Annotated in this window: 15 protein-coding genes and 1 pseudogene; 8 read left to right on the top strand and 8 right to left on the bottom strand. The window is 73.3% G+C overall.

The annotated features are described in order from the left end of the window. Window positions 1-19: 19 nt before the first annotated feature. Window positions 20-1474, bottom strand: coding sequence for an aldehyde dehydrogenase family protein (locus QOL88_RS36135; protein WP_097222423.1), 1455 nt, complete (start codon window positions 1472-1474; stop codon window positions 20-22). A gap of 103 nt (window positions 1475-1577) precedes the next feature. On the opposite strand from QOL88_RS36135, the gene QOL88_RS36130 reads away from it, so the two are divergent. The 3 genes from QOL88_RS36130 (at window position 1578) to QOL88_RS36120 (ending at window position 3363) form a co-directional block, all read left to right on the top strand. After that, window positions 1578-2015 (top strand): MarR family winged helix-turn-helix transcriptional regulator, encoded by a 438-nt coding sequence (locus QOL88_RS36130; protein ID WP_097222422.1) that lies wholly within the window; start codon window positions 1578-1580, stop codon window positions 2013-2015. A 205-nt stretch (window positions 2016-2220) separates the two neighbouring features. Next, window positions 2221-2598 carry an anti-sigma factor antagonist gene (locus QOL88_RS36125; protein ID WP_097222421.1) on the top strand — a complete coding sequence of 126 codons (378 nt, stop codon included), beginning with the start codon at window positions 2221-2223 and terminating at the stop codon, window positions 2596-2598. A 102-nt stretch (window positions 2599-2700) separates the two neighbouring features. Further along, entirely contained in the window at window positions 2701-3363 is a 663-nt protein-coding gene (locus QOL88_RS36120) for a DUF4230 domain-containing protein (protein WP_097222420.1), read from the top strand. Here the strand turns inward: QOL88_RS36120 and QOL88_RS36115 are convergent, their stop codons facing one another. Next, the gene (locus QOL88_RS36115; protein ID WP_306456197.1) at window positions 3364-3576 is read right to left on the bottom strand and encodes a hypothetical protein; all 213 of its coding nucleotides are present in this window, start codon (window positions 3574-3576) and stop codon (window positions 3364-3366) included. 571 nt (window positions 3577-4147) lie between these two features. Here QOL88_RS36115 and QOL88_RS36110 point away from each other — a divergent pair. Next, window positions 4148-4693: a VanZ family protein gene (locus QOL88_RS36110; protein ID WP_097222419.1), complete on the top strand. Its 546-nt coding sequence runs from the start codon at window positions 4148-4150 to the stop codon at window positions 4691-4693. A gap of 6 nt (window positions 4694-4699) precedes the next feature. On the opposite strand, the gene QOL88_RS36105 is transcribed toward QOL88_RS36110, so the two are convergent. Next, window positions 4700-4936, bottom strand: a complete 237-nt coding sequence (locus QOL88_RS36105; protein ID WP_097222418.1) for a hypothetical protein — start codon at window positions 4934-4936, stop codon at window positions 4700-4702. A 66-nt stretch (window positions 4937-5002) separates the two neighbouring features. Further along, window positions 5003-5532 (bottom strand): annotated as a pseudogene (locus QOL88_RS36100) (SDR family oxidoreductase). A 123-nt stretch (window positions 5533-5655) separates the two neighbouring features. Between QOL88_RS36100 and QOL88_RS36095 the strand changes: the two are divergent. The 4 genes from QOL88_RS36095 to QOL88_RS36080 all read left to right on the top strand — a co-directional run bounded on the left by QOL88_RS36095 (window position 5656) and on the right by QOL88_RS36080 (window position 9990). Then, window positions 5656-6696 (top strand): PHP domain-containing protein, encoded by a 1041-nt coding sequence (locus QOL88_RS36095; RefSeq protein WP_097222417.1) that lies wholly within the window; start codon window positions 5656-5658, stop codon window positions 6694-6696. A 39-nt stretch (window positions 6697-6735) separates the two neighbouring features. Continuing rightward, on the top strand, window positions 6736-7401 hold the full coding sequence (locus QOL88_RS36090) for an HAD family hydrolase (protein ID WP_097222416.1): 666 nt from the start codon (window positions 6736-6738) through the stop codon (window positions 7399-7401). A 214-nt stretch (window positions 7402-7615) separates the two neighbouring features. Continuing rightward, a complete protein-coding gene (locus tag QOL88_RS36085; protein WP_097223342.1) occupies window positions 7616-8752 on the top strand; it encodes an FUSC family protein in 1137 nt (378 codons plus the stop codon). 209 nt (window positions 8753-8961) lie between these two features. After that, window positions 8962-9990: an SDR family oxidoreductase gene (locus QOL88_RS36080; RefSeq protein ID WP_097222415.1), complete on the top strand. Its 1029-nt coding sequence runs from the start codon at window positions 8962-8964 to the stop codon at window positions 9988-9990. 121 nt (window positions 9991-10111) lie between these two features. Here the strand turns inward: QOL88_RS36080 and QOL88_RS36075 are convergent, their stop codons facing one another. The 4 genes from QOL88_RS36075 to QOL88_RS36060 form a co-directional block, all read right to left on the bottom strand. Next, complete coding sequence (locus QOL88_RS36075) at window positions 10112-10387, bottom strand: hypothetical protein (protein ID WP_097222414.1); 276 nt, start codon at window positions 10385-10387, stop codon at window positions 10112-10114. Between the two features lie 60 nt (window positions 10388-10447). Continuing rightward, window positions 10448-11737: an ROK family transcriptional regulator gene (locus tag QOL88_RS36070; RefSeq protein WP_097222413.1), complete on the bottom strand. Its 1290-nt coding sequence runs from the start codon at window positions 11735-11737 to the stop codon at window positions 10448-10450. Window positions 11738-11853: 116 nt separating this feature from the next. Next, on the bottom strand, window positions 11854-12816 hold the full coding sequence (locus QOL88_RS36065; protein WP_097222412.1) for a phosphotransferase family protein: 963 nt from the start codon (window positions 12814-12816) through the stop codon (window positions 11854-11856). A 30-nt stretch (window positions 12817-12846) separates the two neighbouring features. After that, window positions 12847-16035 (bottom strand): bifunctional cytochrome P450/NADPH--P450 reductase, encoded by a 3189-nt coding sequence (locus tag QOL88_RS36060; protein ID WP_097222411.1) that lies wholly within the window; start codon window positions 16033-16035, stop codon window positions 12847-12849. Window positions 16036-16039 lie beyond the last annotated feature (4 nt).

Below are 16039 nucleotides of genomic sequence, written 5' to 3'. Positions count from 1 at the left end.
ATGACTCCTTGACGGTGTCTCAGTCGAGCGAGACGACGACGGACTTGACCTTGGTGTAACCGGCGAGGGCCTCGGGCCCGTACTCGCGGCCGTGGCCGGAGTCCTTCACCCCGCCGAAGGGCACCGCGGGGTCGAGCATCGCCCAGTCGTTGATCCAGACGATGCCGGCCTGGAGCCGGTCGGCGACCCGGTGGGCGCGGGCGAGGTGGCTGGTCTGGATCCCCGAGGCCAGGCCGTACGGCGTGGAGTTGGCGAGGGCGACGGCCTCGTCCTCGTCGTCGAAGGGCTGCACGGTGAGGACCGGGCCGAAGATCTCCTCCTGGATCACGCGGGAGTCGTTCGCCAGGTCGGCGATGACGGTGGGCTTGTAGTAGTAGCCGCCGTCGAGGTCGAGCCGCTCGCCGCCGCAGACGATGCGGGCGCCCTCCATGCGGGCCAGAGCGACGTACTCCTCGACCTTCTTCAGGTGCTTCTCGGCGGCCATCGGGCCGATGACCGTGGCCGGGTCGCGGGGGTCGCCGACCGGCACGCCGGGCACGGCCTCGGCGAGGATGCCGAGCAGGGTCGGGTACACCGAGCGGGCCACCAGCAGGCGCGGCCCGCCCATGCAGAACTGGCCGGTGTTGAAGACGAATCCCTTGATGACCGCGCCGACCGCCTTATCCAGGTCGGCGTCCTCGAAGACGAGGTGGGCGGCGTTCCCGCCGAGTTCCATGGTGACGGGCTTCAGCGCCTCCCCGGCGACGCTCGCCACGTGCCGGCCGATCGCGGTGGAGCCGGTGAAGGCGACCTTGTCGACCCCCGGGTGCCGCAGCAGCGTCTCCCCCGCCACCGGGCCGGTGCCGGTCACGACGTTGACCACGCCGTCGGGGACGCCGGCCTCCTGGAGCAGCCGGGCCATGTACAGGGCGCTGAGCGGCGTCTCGTCGGCCGGCTTGTGGACGACCGTATTGCCGGCCGCCAGCGCCGGGGCGAGCTTCGAACCGGCCAGGATCAGCGGGAAGTTGAACGGGGTGATCGCGGCGACCACGCCCAGGGGCTCGCGCTTGGTGTAGGCGAGAGCGTTCATGGGGAGGTCGCGCAGGGCGCCGTCCTGGCTCTGGGCGAGATGGGCGTAGTACTCGTAGTCGTTGGCCGCGTTGGTGACGTCCACCGCGCCGCACAGAGTGATCGGCTTGCCGACGTCGAGACTCTCCAGCGCGGCGAGCTCGTCGGCGTTCTCCCGGATGAGCTGGGCGACGCGCTGGAGCACCCGGCCGCGCTCGCGGCCGCTCAGACCGGACCACGCTCCGTCGTCGAAGGCCTCGCGGGCTGCGCGTACGGCCGCGTCGACGTCGGCGGGGCCCGCCTCGGCGACGGTGGCGACGGCCCTGCCCCGGGAGGGGTCGATCACCTCTGTGCGTGCCCCGTCGGCGGCCTCGCGCCATCGGCCCCCGATGAACAGCTGCCCGGGTGTGCTCTCGAAGGTGGTCATCGCCACTCCTCAGCGTAGTCGCCAAGATTTCAACAAACAGGTTTCCTGTCTGTGCGCAGTCTCTTTACGGACAGGAATCCTGTCAATGCTCTAGCCTGCCTCCATGCTCGACACACAGGTGACCAAGGCGCCCCCGTCCCTGCTCTACATGGTCAAGCAGGTGGAGCTCGTGGTGCGCTCCCATCTGGACGAGCTGGTCAGACCCTCGGGGATCACCGCGCTTCAGTACACGGCGCTGACCGTGCTGGAACGGCACGACGGACTGTCCGCGGCCCAGCTGGCGCGCGACTCCTTCGTCACCGCCCAGTCCATCGCGGACCTGGTCCGCTCCCTGGAGGGCCGCGGACTCGTACGCCGGGAGCGCAACCCCCGCAACCGCCGGGAGCTGTTGATCCTGCTCACCGACTCCGGCCGCGAGCTGCTGACCCGGCACGCCGGGCCCGTCCGGGAGCTGGAGGAGCGGATGGTGAGCGACCTCACCGCGCACCAGACCGAGCAGTTCCGCCAGGCGCTCACCAAGGCCTGGCACGCCCTGTCGTAACCCGGCCGGGCCGCCGCGACGCGCCCCCGGAATCACGCCCGCGCACGCCCCGGCGTGAACCTCGGCCAACTCGGCTGGAATTCAAAGACATATGTCAATCGAACATGCTCAAATTCACTCGTTGGAGGGTACCTTGCACAGCGGGGACCGGTGTTGAGGCCGTCGCCCCTCCCTACGCACGGAGCAGGCTGGAGGCGATCTCGTCGTGCGGCAGGAACCTGCACCGCTCACCCGGCATCTGCGCGTCCGCCAGGAACGAGGACACACGGTGCTGGAGTTTCGCGGCGAGATCGACCTCGTCGCGGCCTCGGAGATCACCCCGCACCTGGACCGGGAGACCGGCCGCCCCGCCGCCCGGATCGTGCTCGACCTCAGCCGGGTCGACTTCTTCGACTGCTCCGGCCTGCGGCTGCTGTACCGGGCCCGCAGCCGGGTGCTCGACCGGCGGGGCCATGTGCTCCTCGTCTGTGCGCATCCGCTGACGCTGCGCGTCCTGCGGATCACCGGCCTGTCCCGGCTGCTGCCTCCGCAGCCGACGCTGGACGCCGCCCTGGAGCAGCCCGAGGCGACGTCCCGCCCCTGACGGTGCGCCCCGCGTGCTTCCCCCGGAGTCGTCCCGTCCTCGACTCCGCGGTCTGGCAGGGGGTCTGGCGGGCATCCGGACAGTAGGAAGGAGGGCCGTCGCATGACGACTCCCGTCAAACGCCTCCCCAGGCGTATGCCCGGCTGGGCGAAGGTGGTGGCCGCGTTCGTCCTGGTGCTGGTCGTGTTCTTCGCCGGGCTCCGGCTGAGCGTGCTCCCGGGCCTGAAGGACCTGTTCGGTACCGAGACGCACGACCGGTCCGGTCCCGCGCTGCTGAAGTCCATCCAGGACATCAGCCGCTACGACGCCGCCTCCGGCAACTTCCAGGTCGTCGTGGACCTGGAGAAGGACGCCAAGCTCCTGCCCGACGCGATCCGCGGCACCCGCACCCTGTACGTCGGTGCCGGCACCGTCGACGCCTACGTCGACCTGGGCAAGGTCGGTGACAACGATGTGAAGGTCAACGGCGACCGCACGTCCGCCACGCTCCGGCTGCCCCACGCGCAGCTGGGCAAGCCCGCCCTCGACCCCGAGCGCTCCTACGCGGTCTCCAAGCAGCGCGGTCTCTTCGACCGCCTCGGCGACCTGTTCTCGGACAACCCCAACGGTGAGCAGGCCGTGCAGAAGCTCGCCGTGCGGCACATCGGCGACGCGGCGAAGGAGAGCGAGCTGACCGCGCGCGCCGAGTCGAACACCACCGGCATGCTCGAAGGCCTGCTGCGCTCCCTCGGCTTCAAGGAGGTGCGTGTCTCGTACGGGAGCTGATCAGCTCTGCACCGGCACGGTGTCCGGGACCCGGCTGAGCCGCTGCCGGGGCCCGGGCTCCCCGCCGGACCCCGTCGTCTCGTAGCCGTCCCCTTCCTCCGGCCCCTGCGGCCGGGGGTCGAGGCCGAGGAACACCCGGGCGGCGACGCGCGGCACCGCCCCCGCGGTGACCGCGCTCGCGAGGACGTACGGCACGGTGAGCGGGGCGCCCACGGCTTCCTCCGCGACGGACTCGCCGAGCGCCGTGCCGAAGGGGCAGTCCGGCGAGGCCGAGGCCGCCGAGGGCGAACAGCGCGACGGCGATCAGGACTTGGCCAACGGCGGCGTTCCCCTCCCCCACGTGTCCCCTGCTGACAGGTTTCCGCGCGACGACCCGGCGCCGCAGCGGGCCGGTGGCGACGCCCCACAGAGCCGCGGCAGGGCCGGCGTCCGGGGGGCAGTGCCGCGGTGAGGATCCAGCCGTCACCTGCGGGTCACCGGCCGTCGCGCGGTCCCACCCGCCAGCGCTCCGAGGAGTGCGGCGAGCGCGACCCACCACCAGTGGTGTTTCGGCCACGCCGAGGAGCGTCGTACGGCCGTTCACACGCCACCTCCGCGGGCATGGGGCGATGTGGCGGCTCCCCGCCGGGAGTGCCCCGGCGGATCGCGGGCAAACCGAGGATGGGCACGGCCCCCGGCGACACCGCCGGGGACCGTGGCCGGGAATCACCCCCCACGGCATCGTCGGCCTGCCCGGGGGTAACCGCCCTGTCACGCAGGGACGTTGAAGACTGGAGGACTCCCCATGGCCAGTGCAGCCTCACGTCCCCGGACCACCGGGTCCGGGAGCGAGCGACGCCCGCTCCCGTGGCCCGTCCGGCTGCTGGCGATGCTGTGCGCGTTCGCGTTCATGGTGGCCTTCGCCGTGGTGCTGGCCCGGCTGACCCTGCAGCCCTCACCCGCCTCGGAGGCGCTGACCCACAGCAATCTCCATCCGGGCAGTTCCCTGAAGGCCTACCTCGACCAGCCCGAACTGCGGGACGCCTTCAAGCAGATCGGCGGCAACGTCCTGCTGGGCATTCCCTTCGGCGTCCTCGTGCCCGTGGTCGCCCCCCGCACCCGCGGCATCCTGCGTGTCCTGCTCCTGACCGCGATCGTGATGCTCCTGGTGGAGTTCGCCCAGGGCGCCCTGGTCACCGGCCGCGCCTTCGACATCGACGACGTCATCCTCAACACGACGGGCGCGCTCATCGGTTACCTGCTCCTGGGGCGTCGCCTCAGCAGGGCCGTGCACGCGCGCAAGCCCCGTCCGGGCCGGACGGGGAAGGAACCGTCGGCCGGCAAGGTCTAGGCCGACCTAGTGCACGGTCCAGGTGAACTTGTCGCCGCCCACCCAGCGGACCACGTCCGGATCGTCCATGTCGTGCACGGTGATCCCGAACGCGGCCGCGGCCGCCAGCACGTCGATGACGGCCCGGGCCTCCCCGACCACCTGGCCGTCGATCTGCACGATCCGGAACGGCGGTGTGCCCGGCTGTACCCCGAGCACCAGGATCCGTGGGTGGGATATGTACGGGCTCGCGCTTTCGGTCATGCATCGAGCGTAGAACGCAACCGGCGGCGGCGCGGGTCCAGGACGCCCGTCGGGCCGTCCCGCCGCTCAGGGGCGGCGCCAGTCGTGACTGGTCAGATGTGAACCGGCCTGCGGGCCCATCCGGAGCATGCCGCCGTCGACGCTCCAGGACGCGCCGGTCACGTACGAGGCGTCCGGGCCGGCGAGGAAGGCGATGACGGCGGCGACCTCGCGGGCGTCGCCGGGCCGGCCGAGGGGAATGCCCGGGCGGCTCTCGGTGTGCGGGTCGGTGTCCTCCTGCCCGGTCATGGGTGTGGAGATCTCCCCCGGGGCGACGGCGTTGACGGTGATGTGGTGCTCGGCCAGTTCGAGCGCCATGACCTGGGTGAGCTGCCCGAGCCCGCCCTTGGCGGCGCAGTAGGGCGCGGCCCCCACCCGCGGCTCGTGCTCGTGGACGGAGGTGACGTTGATGATCCGGCCGCCCTCGCCGTGCCCGATCATGTGATGCCGACGTCCATGCCCGCCTGCGCCAGGCGTACGGCGGTGGCGCGGCCGATGCCGGAGTCGGCGCCGGTGATCACGGCGACCTTGCTGGGTGACGCGCCGGGGGCGGACATGACGAGCCTCCTCGTCGACGGGGCCGGGACGAGGCATCGCAGTACCCGGGGGAATACCGGGCAAACCGCGCGTCCGTCGTGCGGCCTCCCGGGTGCTGGGGAACCCTTGAGGGGGAGGTGGCGATGGACCCCATCGAGGCACTGGAGCGGATCGCCTTCCTGCTGGAGCGGTCCCTGGCACCGACCTACCGCGTGCGCGCCTTCCGTACGGCGGCGCGCGTACTGAAGGACCTGGGCGGGGACGAGGTGCGCCGGCGGGTGGCGGACGGGTCGCTGGAGAAGCTCAAGGGGGTCGGCCCGAAGACGGCGCAGGTGGTGCGGGAGGCGCTGGCCGGCCAGGTGCCCGGCTATCTGGACAAGCTGGAGGGCGAGGCGCACGAGCAGCCGGCCGTGCGGGGCGGGGAGAAGCTGCGGGCGCTGCTGCGCGGGGACTGCCATCTGCACTCCGACTGGTCGGACGGTGGCAGCCCGATCGAGGAGATGGGCCGGGCCGCCGCGGAGCTGGGCCACGAGTGGGCGGCGCTGACCGACCACTCGCCGCGGCTGACGGTGGCCCGCGGGCTGTCGCCCGAACGGCTGCGGGAGCAGCTGGACGTGGTGGCCGAGCTGAACGGGACCTGGGCGCCGTTCCGGCTGTTGACCGGTATCGAGTGCGACATCCTCGAGGACGGCACCCTCGACCAGGAGCCGGAGCTGCTGGACCGGCTCGACGTGGTGGTGGTGTCGGTGCACTCCAAGCTGCGCATGGACGCCCGGTCGATGACCCGGCGGATGGTGGCCGCCGTACGCGATCCGCACTCGGACGTGCTCGGGCACTGCACGGGGCGGCTGGTGACCGGGCGGGGGCGGCCGGAGTCGGAGTTCGACGCCGACGAGGTGTTCGCCGCCCTCGCCGAGACGGGCACGGCCCTGGAGATCAACAGCAGGCCGGAGCGGCTGGACCCGCCGCGGCGGCTGCTGCGCCGGGCCGTGGACGCGGGGGTGCTGTTCTCCGTCGACACCGACGCGCACGCGCCGGGGCAGCTGGACTGGCAGATCAACGGGTGCGCGCGGGCGGAGGAGTGCGGGGTGCCGCCGGAGCGGGTGGTGACCACGTGGTCTCTCGACGAGCTCTTGGCCTGGACCCGTGAACGGCGGGTGCCGTCCGGCGTGGCGGGCGGCTGACGTGGTACCCGCGCTGCTGTAGAGGAAAGGACTGCACCTATGGGAAGCGCGGGACGGGCGGCCGTGTTCGACGTCGACGGCACGCTGGTCGACACCAATCATCTGCATGTCGTGGCCTGGTGGGAGGCCTTCCGGCAGGCGGGTCACGACGTGCCGATGCACGCCGTTCACCGGGCCGTGGGCCTGCCGTCGACCGACCTGGTCGCCCATGTGCTGGGCGAGGACCGGGACACGGACCAGGACGCCGACATCAGTGCCGGGCACAAGGCGCTGTACGGGCAGTACTTCGACCGGCTGCCCGCACTACCGGGGGCCGGGGACCTGCTGCGGCGGCTGCACCGGGACGGCTGGACGGTGGTGCTGGCCACCTCGGCGGGCGGCGCGGAGCTCGGCGCGCTGCGCCGGGCCATCGACGCGGACGAGGCCATCAGCGCCACGGCGAGCGCCGACGACGTCGATGAGGGCAAGCCGTCCCCCGAGCCGGTGGAGCACGCCCTGGAGCTGGCCGGGGTGCCGGCGGAGCGGGCGGTGTTCGTCGGCGACACCGTGTGGGACATGCGCGCGGGCAGCAGGGCCGGGGTTCGCTGCCTCGGCGTCTTGTGCGGCGGCATCCCGCGCGCCGATCTGGAGGAGGCCGGCGCGGACGCGATCTACGCCGACCCCGCGCATCTGTTGTCGGCCCTCGACGACGGCCCGCTGAAATGAAGAAGCGTGAAAGCGCCGGTCAGGCGGATACCCGCAGCGCATGACGCGTGTGACGAGTGCGGTACGGCGGAGGGCAGCAGCCTTCCGCGGGCGGAGGAACATGAAGGCGGACACGGGGGCGGCCTCGGGCGCGCGGCCCCAGGGAACATCCACGGAGCAGGGGCGGATCGGGAATCCGGACCAGAGAACGCGACGCGTACGGCCGGTGGATGCCGTGCGACGGGACTCGCGGTCGGCCCTGGAGGCCGTACGGGCGGCGTGGCGCGGTCCCGGACGCGAGCGGGACCTGGTCGTCCAGTCGCTGAAGGCGGCCGGGGCGGCCGTGCTCGCCTGGCTGGTGGGCGGCGTCTGGATGGGCGATCCACTGGCCCTGATGGCGCCCTGGGTGGCGCTGGTGCTGGTGCAGGCCACGGTCTTCAGCTCCCTGGTGCAGGGGGCGCGGCAGTTCGGGGCGATCTGTGTCGGCACGCTGGTGGCCTCGGGGGCACAGGCGATCACCGACGACACGACCGGCGCGCTCGCCCTGTCGGTACCGGTGCTGATGCTGCTCGCGAACTGGCCCCGCTTCGGTGACCAGGGCATCTACGCGGCGACGACGGCCCTGTTCACCATCTCCTCGGGCATGGTGAGCCTGTCGGCCGTCGGGCACCGCGTGGAGCAGGCCGCGATCGGCGCCGTCATCGGCGTCGCCGTCAACGCGCTCGTCCTGCCCCCGATCCACCTGCGGGACGTACGGGAGAACCTGGCGGCCCTCGCCCGGGAGGCGGGAGAGGTTCTGCACACCGTCGCCGGCGATCTGCGCGAGGGCGAGTGGGACGCGCAGACCGCGGCCGGCTGGGTGAGTGCCTCGAACCGGCTGGACCACCGTCTGAAGGCGTTGCGCTCGGCGCGCCGGTGGAGCCAGGAGAGCCTGCGCCTGACCTACGCGCCGCTGCGTGCCCTGCACCGTGTGCCGCACCAGGGTGGGGTCCTGCCGGCGGTGGACGAGGACGAGCGGCTCAGCCGGGTCACCGGGCACGTCGCCGCGCTGACCCGGGCGCTCGCGGTGTCGGTCGACGACAAGCGGACGCCCGCCCCGCCCGAGGGGCCGGTGCTGCGCTCGTACGCGCGTCTGCTGGAGCTGATCGGGGACGCCCTGTGCACGGAGGCCGACAGTCTGCTCGAGGGCAGTGTGATCGCCCGGCCGGACGACGAGACCGAGAAGGCCATGCAGGAGCTGCACGAGGAGTTGCAGGACGGGCTGCGCCGGCACGCCGGGGAGGGGGCCGCCCACACCGCCGTCCTGGGCACCCTGCTCCTCCAGGCGGAGAACCTCTGGGCCGAGACCGCCCCGGGCGACGAGGAGCAGTGACGCGCCTCACCGGGCAGGTGGGCCGCGCGCGGAACACCCCGATGTGGTTGCCCGTTGAACAGGACGTGGGTCCGGACAGGTCCCGCCCCTGAGCCGCCCCGGCCGTGATTCCCCCGTCCGGCCGGGGCTTGGCTCTGCCCACGTGCAAGACGCGCCACCCGGGTACTCGGTCACCTCTCGCGGAACCACGCGGCCGAGAGGAGCGCAAGGTGAGCAGCGCAACGGGCATGAGGGTCGTCGTCACGGGCGCCACCGGCAACGTCGGAACCAGCGTGGTGCGCCGGTTGTCGCAGGACCCGGAGATTTCCTCCGTGCTGGGCCTGGCCCGGCGGATCCCCGACTGGTCGCCCCCGAAGACGGACTGGGCCGCGGTCGATCTGGCCTCCGAGCGGTCCGATCTGGTGGAGCGGTTCACGGACGCCGACGCGGTGGTCCATCTGGCCTGGGCGTTCCAGCCGACGCACGACCCGGCCGCGACCTGGCGCACGAACGTCCTCGGCGGCATGCGCGTCCTCGAGGCGGTGGCCACGGCGGGCGTGCCGGCGCTGGTGCACGCCTCGTCGGTCGGCGCGTACTCCCCCGGCCCGAAGGACGAGGCCGTGGACGAGTCGTGGCCCACGCACGGCTGGCCGGACGCCGCGTACTGCCGGGAGAAGGCCTATCTGGAGCGGGCGCTGGACACGTTCGAGCGCGACCACCCCGAGACGCGGGTGGTGCGGATGCGGCCCGCCTTCCTCTTCCAGCGGGAATCGGCGAGCGAGCAGCGCCGCATCTTCGGCGGTCGGTTCCTGCCCGGCCCGCTGGCCCGCCCGGAGCTGCTGCCCTTCCTGCCGGACATCCCCGGGCTGCGGGTGCAGGCACTGCACACGGACGACGCGGCGAACGCGTACCGGCTGGCGCTGCGCTCCGACGTCCGGGGCGCCTTCAACCTGGCGGCCGACCCGCCGGTCGACGCGCGGCTGCTGGGCGAGATGTTCGACGCGCGTCCGGTGCGGCTGCCCCGCACGGCGGCCCGGTCGGCGATCGCCGCCGCCTGGGGCCTGCATCTGCTGCCCGCCTCCCCGCACCTGTTCGACGCGGTGCTGCGGCTGCCGCTGATGGACTGCGCGCGTGCGTGCACGGAACTCGGCTGGCGGCCGGAGCACACGGCGCCCGAGGTGCTTGAGGAGTTCCTGCTGGGCCTGAAGCAGGGGGCGGGGGCGCGCACGGAGCCGATGCGGGGACGCAAGGTGGGCTGATCCGGGCGGCCTGCGGATTCCCGAGATCCGGGCGGCCTGTGGCTTCCCGAAGTATCAAGACATGCCCGAGGGCCGCAGCCGACCCCCACAGCCGGCTGCGACCCTCGGTGGGATGCCCTCCTCAGGCGGAGGGCTCGTCAGGCACCGGGTGCTCGGGGTGTACCGTTCCCGAGTGCGGTGCTCCCTGCCGGCCCGTCCCCGCTTCATCGGTGTCGGGGACGTCGTCGGAGGGCTCGTCGGTCTGGTCGTCGTCGCGGTGCGTGTCGTCCTCACCGGTGCCCGTGAAGCGCGGGGCGACCTCCCACGGGTCCTCGCCGTCGTCGGCCTGCTGGTCCGGCATGTCCCGCGGGACGGGCTCACCGTTCTCGCCGGGTCCTTCGAGGCGGTGGTCGGTCACGGCGTCTCCCTTCTGTGGTCCGGGCGCCACGCGAGTACCTCCGCGGTGATCGGCGAAACCTCAGCGCGGCGTCCGCTCCTGAAGCGCCGTGCGCCAGGCCGGGACCGGGTACTCCGGTGCCGGGTCGGGGCGCCGTCCGCCGCGGGCGAAGAAGTCGGCGAGCGGCAGGATCGCGGCGCCGACCGTGACCGCGTCGGGCCCGAGCCGGCCGAGGTCGACGGTCACCTTCCCGGCCGGGTGGCGCAGTGCGTACGCCATGGCGTGGCGGCGTACGGCGGGCAGGAAGCGGGAGCCGAGCGCCAGGCCCGCCCAGCCGCCGATGAGGATGCGCTCCGGCTGGAAGAGGTTGATCAGGTCGGACAGACCCGCCCCGAGATACTCGGCGGTCTCCTCCAGGACGGCCAGCGCGACGGGGTCGGCGGCAGTGCCCTCGGAGGGGTAGGCCGCGGCGAGCATCGTGGTGAGGGCGGTCTCCTCGTCGGTGCCGTCCGGGACGCGTCCGCCCTCCTCCCGCCAGCGGGCGAGCAGCGACTCGGCGCCCGCGTAGGCCTCCAGACAGCCGAGCGCCCCGCACCGGCAGCGGCGGCCCCGCACGCGTACGGTCAGATGACCCCACTCGACGGCGCGGCCCTGCTCCACGTCGGGGGTGACGAGGCTGGCGCCGACGCCGGAGCCGAACAGCACCACGACGGCGTTGCGGGCGCCGCGTCCGGCGCCGAACCACATCTCGGCCTGGCCCAGCGTCTTGGCGCCGTTGTCGATGAAGTAGGGGACGGTGTCCGGCAGCGGGGAACCGGCGCGCAGCAGCGCCTCCAGCGGGACGGCGTCCCAGCCGATGGTCTGCCCGTGCACGAGCGCGCCGCGGTCCGCGGTGCGCTCGACGATGCCGGGGACGCCGATGCCGACGCCGAGGAGCCGCTCGGGCGCGAGGCCGGCGGTGTCCAGCACCTCGGCGATGCCGTGGCGGATGTGGTCGACGATGGCCTCGACCTCGTACCGCTGCGGCGACAGCGGGCGCTCGACGCGGGCGAGTTCGGTGAGGGTGAGGTCGAAGAGCTCGACGCGGACCCGGGTCTCGCCGACGTCGACGCCGATCATGTGGCCGCTGCCGGGCGCGACCCGCAGCAGGGTGCGCGGGCGGCCGCCGTCGGAGTCGACGCTGCCGGCCTCCTCGACCAGGCCGTCGGCGACCAGGTCCGCGACGACGTTGCTGACGGAACCGGAGCTCAGGCCGGTCACCGGGCCGAGTTCGAAGCGGCTGAGCGGGCCGTCGAAGTAGAGCCTCTGCAGCACGGCCGTGCGGTTGGCCCGCCTGAGATCGCGCACCGTGCGCCCGTTCCGCGCCGCCATGTGGCTCCCCTCGCATCCCCTGTCCGACCTGCAACATACCGTCGGGGCCGGGCTCGGCGCGACATTCCTCCACCCCTTATTTCACGATGTGAGCTAACAGCGGCCGACGGGGTCGGTCAGGAGGCCTCCGTGATCTCGTCCAGGGCCGCGACGAGCTCCGGGGCGACCCTCTCCTGCACCCAGCGCCGCTGCTCCTCGCCCGCCTCGCGGGGGACCGTCTCGGTGAGCATGATCAGGTACAGGTAGGCGCGGTACAGCGCGAGGCGCACACGGGCCGGGGTGTCGAAGCGGGCCGAGCCGCCGGCCTCCCGGTAACCCGCGAGGAACTCCTCGTCCTTCCTGATGTCGCCGAGCAGCGCGAGGGAGACGAAGTCCGCCAGGGGGTCGCCCCAGAACATGCGCTCCCCGTCGATGAGGCCGCCGATCCGGGCCTCTTGGCCCGTGCGGTCGACGAGGATGTTGCCCCGCCACAGGTCGAAGTGGACGAGGCAGGGGTCGGTGACCTCGTCGAGGGCGTCGTACGCGGACGCGGCGGCCCGGGCCACCGCGTCGACGGGACGGGGCAGCAGGGCCCCGTAGCGCCGGGCGTCGTCGAGGACGGCGTCGAACATCGCCGTGAACGCGGTGCGCCAGTCGGGGGCGAGCGGGCCGAGGGCGCCCGAGGGGTAGCCGAAGCCGGGGCCCGTCACGCGGTGCAGGCGGGCCACCTGGCGTCCCAGTTCCGTGCGCAGGGTCATCTGCTCGGTGTCGGTGAGCGTGCCGTCCCACGGCTCGCCCGGGACGGCCGTCATCAGCAGGAAGTGATCCCCCGCGGACACCTCGTGCGGTGCGGGGACACCGACCCTCGCGGCCGAGCGGTAGAACTCGGCCTCCGAGACGAGCAGCCGCTTCTCGTGCCGCAGCCCGGGGACGGCCGCGGCGGGCGGGACCTTCAGCACGTAGCGGCCGCCGTCGGTGAGGCGGAGCTCCTCGACGGTGTTGTACGTGCCGCCGGTCAGCGGGGCGAGGTGGGCGAGGCGGCCGGGGTCCAGGCCCGCCGCCGCCAGGACGTGCCGGGCCCGATCCCAGGAGTCCACCACCGTGTGCCCACCCCTCCCCTGCCGTTTCGGTCAGCCGGCGGCGTACACGTCCTCGACGTAACGCCCGTCCGCGATCAGGCCGTCGAGCCACTGCGCGGCGGCCTCGTCCGTGCCGTCGACGGCCTGCGTGTGCTTGCGGAACAGCGTACGGAACGCCTCCCGCACCCCGGGTGCCATTCGGGAACCGTCTCCGCAGACGTACACCCGCGCCCCGGCGTCCAGCAGGGCCCACACCTCTGCCGCCTCGGCGGCGATCCGGTGCTGCACGAACCGCACCTCGCCCTCGGGGGTCTCGCTGAAGGCGGGGCGCAGGGACACCGCACCGGCGGCCTCGGCGGCGCGCAGTTCCTCGGCGTGCAGGAAGTCCGCGTCGGGGGCGTCGCAGCCGAAGTAGCACAGGGCCGGGGCGAGTTCGGTGCCCGCCTCGACGGCCGCCGCACGGTCGGCGACGACGCCGCGGAACGGCGCGAGGCCGGTGCCCGCCGCGACCATGACGACCGGCGCCGAGTCGGCGGTGACGTCGATGCGGAAGGCCTCCCGGCAGGGCTGCACGCGCGCGTACACGGTGTCGCCGGGCTCGACGGTGGTGAGGTGCCCGGAGCCGGTGCCCCGGTAGACGCCCCGGCCGGAGCGGGCGGGTGCCTCCAGCAGCGAGACCATCAGGTCCACGTGGCCGGGATCGACGGCGGGCGAGGACGAGATGGAGTAGTGGCGCGGGCGCAGCGGGGTGAGGAGGTCGAGGAGCCGCGGCCAGTCCAGGGCGCCGCGCAGGGCCGGGAAATCCTCCAGGATCTCCACGAGGGTGCGCGGGTCGTCGCCGAGGGCGGCCAGCGCCACTCGCTCCGGCGGGCACGGGTTGGCGGCGGCGAGCGCGGCCAGCTGCCCGGCGCTCGGGCGCTCCTGCAGCTCCACGTGGTGGGTGAACAGCTGCCGTACCGTCACGGGCCGGTCCACGGCGATGCCGTCGCGGCGCGGGCGGGTGGCGCGGATGTCCAGGAACGTGTCGAGGTCGACGCCGAGCGCGGTGGCTGCGCGCGTGACGAGGTCCGGGGCGTTGGCGGGGAGCACGGTGAGGTGGTCGGCCGTGCGGTAGGTGACGCCGTCCGGCAGCGCGACGCGGACGAACCGCTTGCGGCGCGCGTAGCCGGGGGCGGTGAGGTCGCGGGCCTCGGTGACGCGCATGGGGACGAGTGCGTGCCGTTCGGCGAGCGCGTCGAGCGGGCCGCCGGTCACGGTGCGGACCTCGTAGGCGGTGGCTGGCTCGGGCTCCAAAGTGGTGGCGTCCGGGTCGCCGTAGCGCTCCAGGAGGGCGCCGCGCAGGGAGGCCGTGAAGGCGCGGACGGTGCCGGTGAGGTCGCCGGAGGCGTCGGCCGCGGCACGCGCCAGCAGCCGGCCGGCGCCGGACGCGGCGAGCCGCTCGTCGATGCGGGTGGGGACGTGCTGGTAGGTGGCGGCCCAGTTGCGGTCGCCGACGCCGAGGACGGCGTACGTCACGCCGGACAGGTCGTGGGTCTCCTCCAGCCGGGCGGCGAAGGCGGTGGCGTCGTCGGTGGGGCGGCCGTTGTAGGAGGCGGCGGTGATGACGACGGGCCGGTCGGTGGGCAGGCCGCCCGCGTAGGCGTCGAGCGGGGCCACCTCGGTGTCGCAGCCGATCGCGGCGGCCTCGTCGGCGAGCTGCGCCGCGAAGTCGCGGCAGGTGCCGTAGTTGCTGCCGTGCAGGAAGAGCGCGGCCGTGCCGGGGCGGACGCGGGCGGGCAGGTCCTGCGGCTCGGCCGACTCCGCGTCCTGGGCCGGGGCGGCCCCGGGCAGCGGCGTGTGGACGCGGTCGGCGGCGGTGCGCGGCGCGAGCGCGAGGGTGAAGCCCTCGGGCTTGAGGGTGAGGGTCTCCTTGACCGTGAGCCGGTAGTCGGCGTGGTCGCTCAGCCGGTAGCGGTGGACGAGCATGGCCAGCAGCATGGTCGCCTCGTGCAGCGCGAACTGCCGTCCGATGCAGGCCCGCTCGCCGGTGCCGAACGGTTTGAAGGCGTGCACCGGGCGCTCCGCCTCGGCCTCGGCCGTGAAGCGGGAGGGGTCGAACAGCTCGGGGTTGTCGCCCCACACGGACTGCCGGTGCAGCATCGGCGTGAGGACCAGGGCGGACTGCCCGGCGCGCAGCGGGATGCGCCCGCCGAGCAGGGTGTCCTCGCGGGCCTTCCGGGAGAAGACGGCGGCCGTGGGCCACAGGCGCAGGGCCTCGTTGAGGACCTGGCGGGTGTAGGTCAGCCTGCCGACCTCGTCGTAGGTCGGCTCGGGGTCGGCCGCGTCACCCCACAGCTCGTCGACCTCGCGCTGCACCAGCTGGAGGGCCGTGGGGTGCTTGGCGAGGTAGTACAGCGCGAAGGACATGGCGCCGGAGGTGGTCTCGTGGCCGGCGATCAGGAACGTGATGACCTGGTTGCGGATGTTGGCGGTGTCGAGTGTGGTGCCGTCGGCCGGGTGCTCGGCGGTGAGCATCAGGCCGAGGAGGTCGTCGGCGTCGCTCTGGTCGGTGCCGGTGCGCGCGGCGATGACGTCGTCGACGACGCGGGCCAGGTAGGCGGAGTCGTCGCGGAAGGCCGCGTCCTGCACCGTGTAGTCCTGGCCCGGGACGCGCGCCAGGCGGGTCATGCTCCACTCCAGGCAGCGGACCATCGACTCGACGAAGGGGTGCGGCTCGGCCCGTTCGAAGGAGCCGAAGTCGTAGCCGAAACCGGCGAGTCCGATGGTGTCGAGCGTCATGCGGGTCATGTCGTCGGGCACGTTCACCGGCTGCCCGGCGCGGGCGTCGCGGTCCCAGGACGCGATGAGCCGGCGGGCCACCTTCAGCATCACGGGGTGGTAGGTGCGCATCGAGCCCAGCGCGAAGGCGGGCATCAGGATGTCGTGCGCCTTGGCCCAGTTGGGCTCGTCGTTGTACGCGGTGAACAGGCCGTCGGCGGCGAACTCGCGGACGTTCTCCAGACCGGGGCCGATGTGCTTGGCGAACCGCTGCTCGTCCGCGAGGTCGGCCACGAGGTCCAGGTCACCCACGAACAGGGTGTCCCGCCCGTACAGCCGCCGCACGAACACGGGCCCGTGTTCGCGCATCAGGTCCATGGCCTGTTGGACGGGCGCACCGCCGGGGCCGGTGGCGGTGATGTCGGCGACGGGGACGCCGGGGAGGGTGTCGGCGGTCAGGGGAGGCTGTCCGGTGGGGGGCATGACG

It is taken from the genome of Streptomyces sp. Ag82_O1-12, assembly GCF_900182715.1.
In the GTDB taxonomy this organism is placed as follows: Bacteria; Actinomycetota; Actinomycetes; order Streptomycetales; family Streptomycetaceae; genus Streptomyces; species Streptomyces massasporeus.
Note: the sequence above shows the minus strand (reverse complement) of the source record. Positions and strands in the feature narration are given on the sequence as shown.

What these genes read in the sequence shown, in the direction of transcription:
- QOL88_RS36060 (WP_097222411.1), bottom strand. Translation starts at nt 16,035, where the DNA reads ATGCCCCCCACCGGACAGCCTCCCCTGACCGCCGACACCCTCCCCGGC.
- QOL88_RS36105 (WP_097222418.1), bottom strand. Translation starts at nt 4,936, where the DNA reads ATGACCGAAAGCGCGAGCCCGTACATATCCCACCCACGGATCCTGGTG.
- QOL88_RS36120 (WP_097222420.1), top strand. Translation starts at nt 2,701, where the DNA reads ATGACGACTCCCGTCAAACGCCTCCCCAGGCGTATGCCCGGCTGGGCG.
- QOL88_RS36110 (WP_097222419.1), top strand. Translation starts at nt 4,148, where the DNA reads ATGGCCAGTGCAGCCTCACGTCCCCGGACCACCGGGTCCGGGAGCGAG.
- QOL88_RS36090 (WP_097222416.1), top strand. Translation starts at nt 6,736, where the DNA reads ATGGGAAGCGCGGGACGGGCGGCCGTGTTCGACGTCGACGGCACGCTG.
- QOL88_RS36070 (WP_097222413.1), bottom strand. Translation starts at nt 11,737, where the DNA reads ATGGCGGCGCGGAACGGGCGCACGGTGCGCGATCTCAGGCGGGCCAAC.
- QOL88_RS36095 (WP_097222417.1), top strand. Translation starts at nt 5,656, where the DNA reads ATGGACCCCATCGAGGCACTGGAGCGGATCGCCTTCCTGCTGGAGCGG.
- QOL88_RS36130 (WP_097222422.1), top strand. Translation starts at nt 1,578, where the DNA reads ATGCTCGACACACAGGTGACCAAGGCGCCCCCGTCCCTGCTCTACATG.
- QOL88_RS36135 (WP_097222423.1), bottom strand. Translation starts at nt 1,474, where the DNA reads ATGACCACCTTCGAGAGCACACCCGGGCAGCTGTTCATCGGGGGCCGA.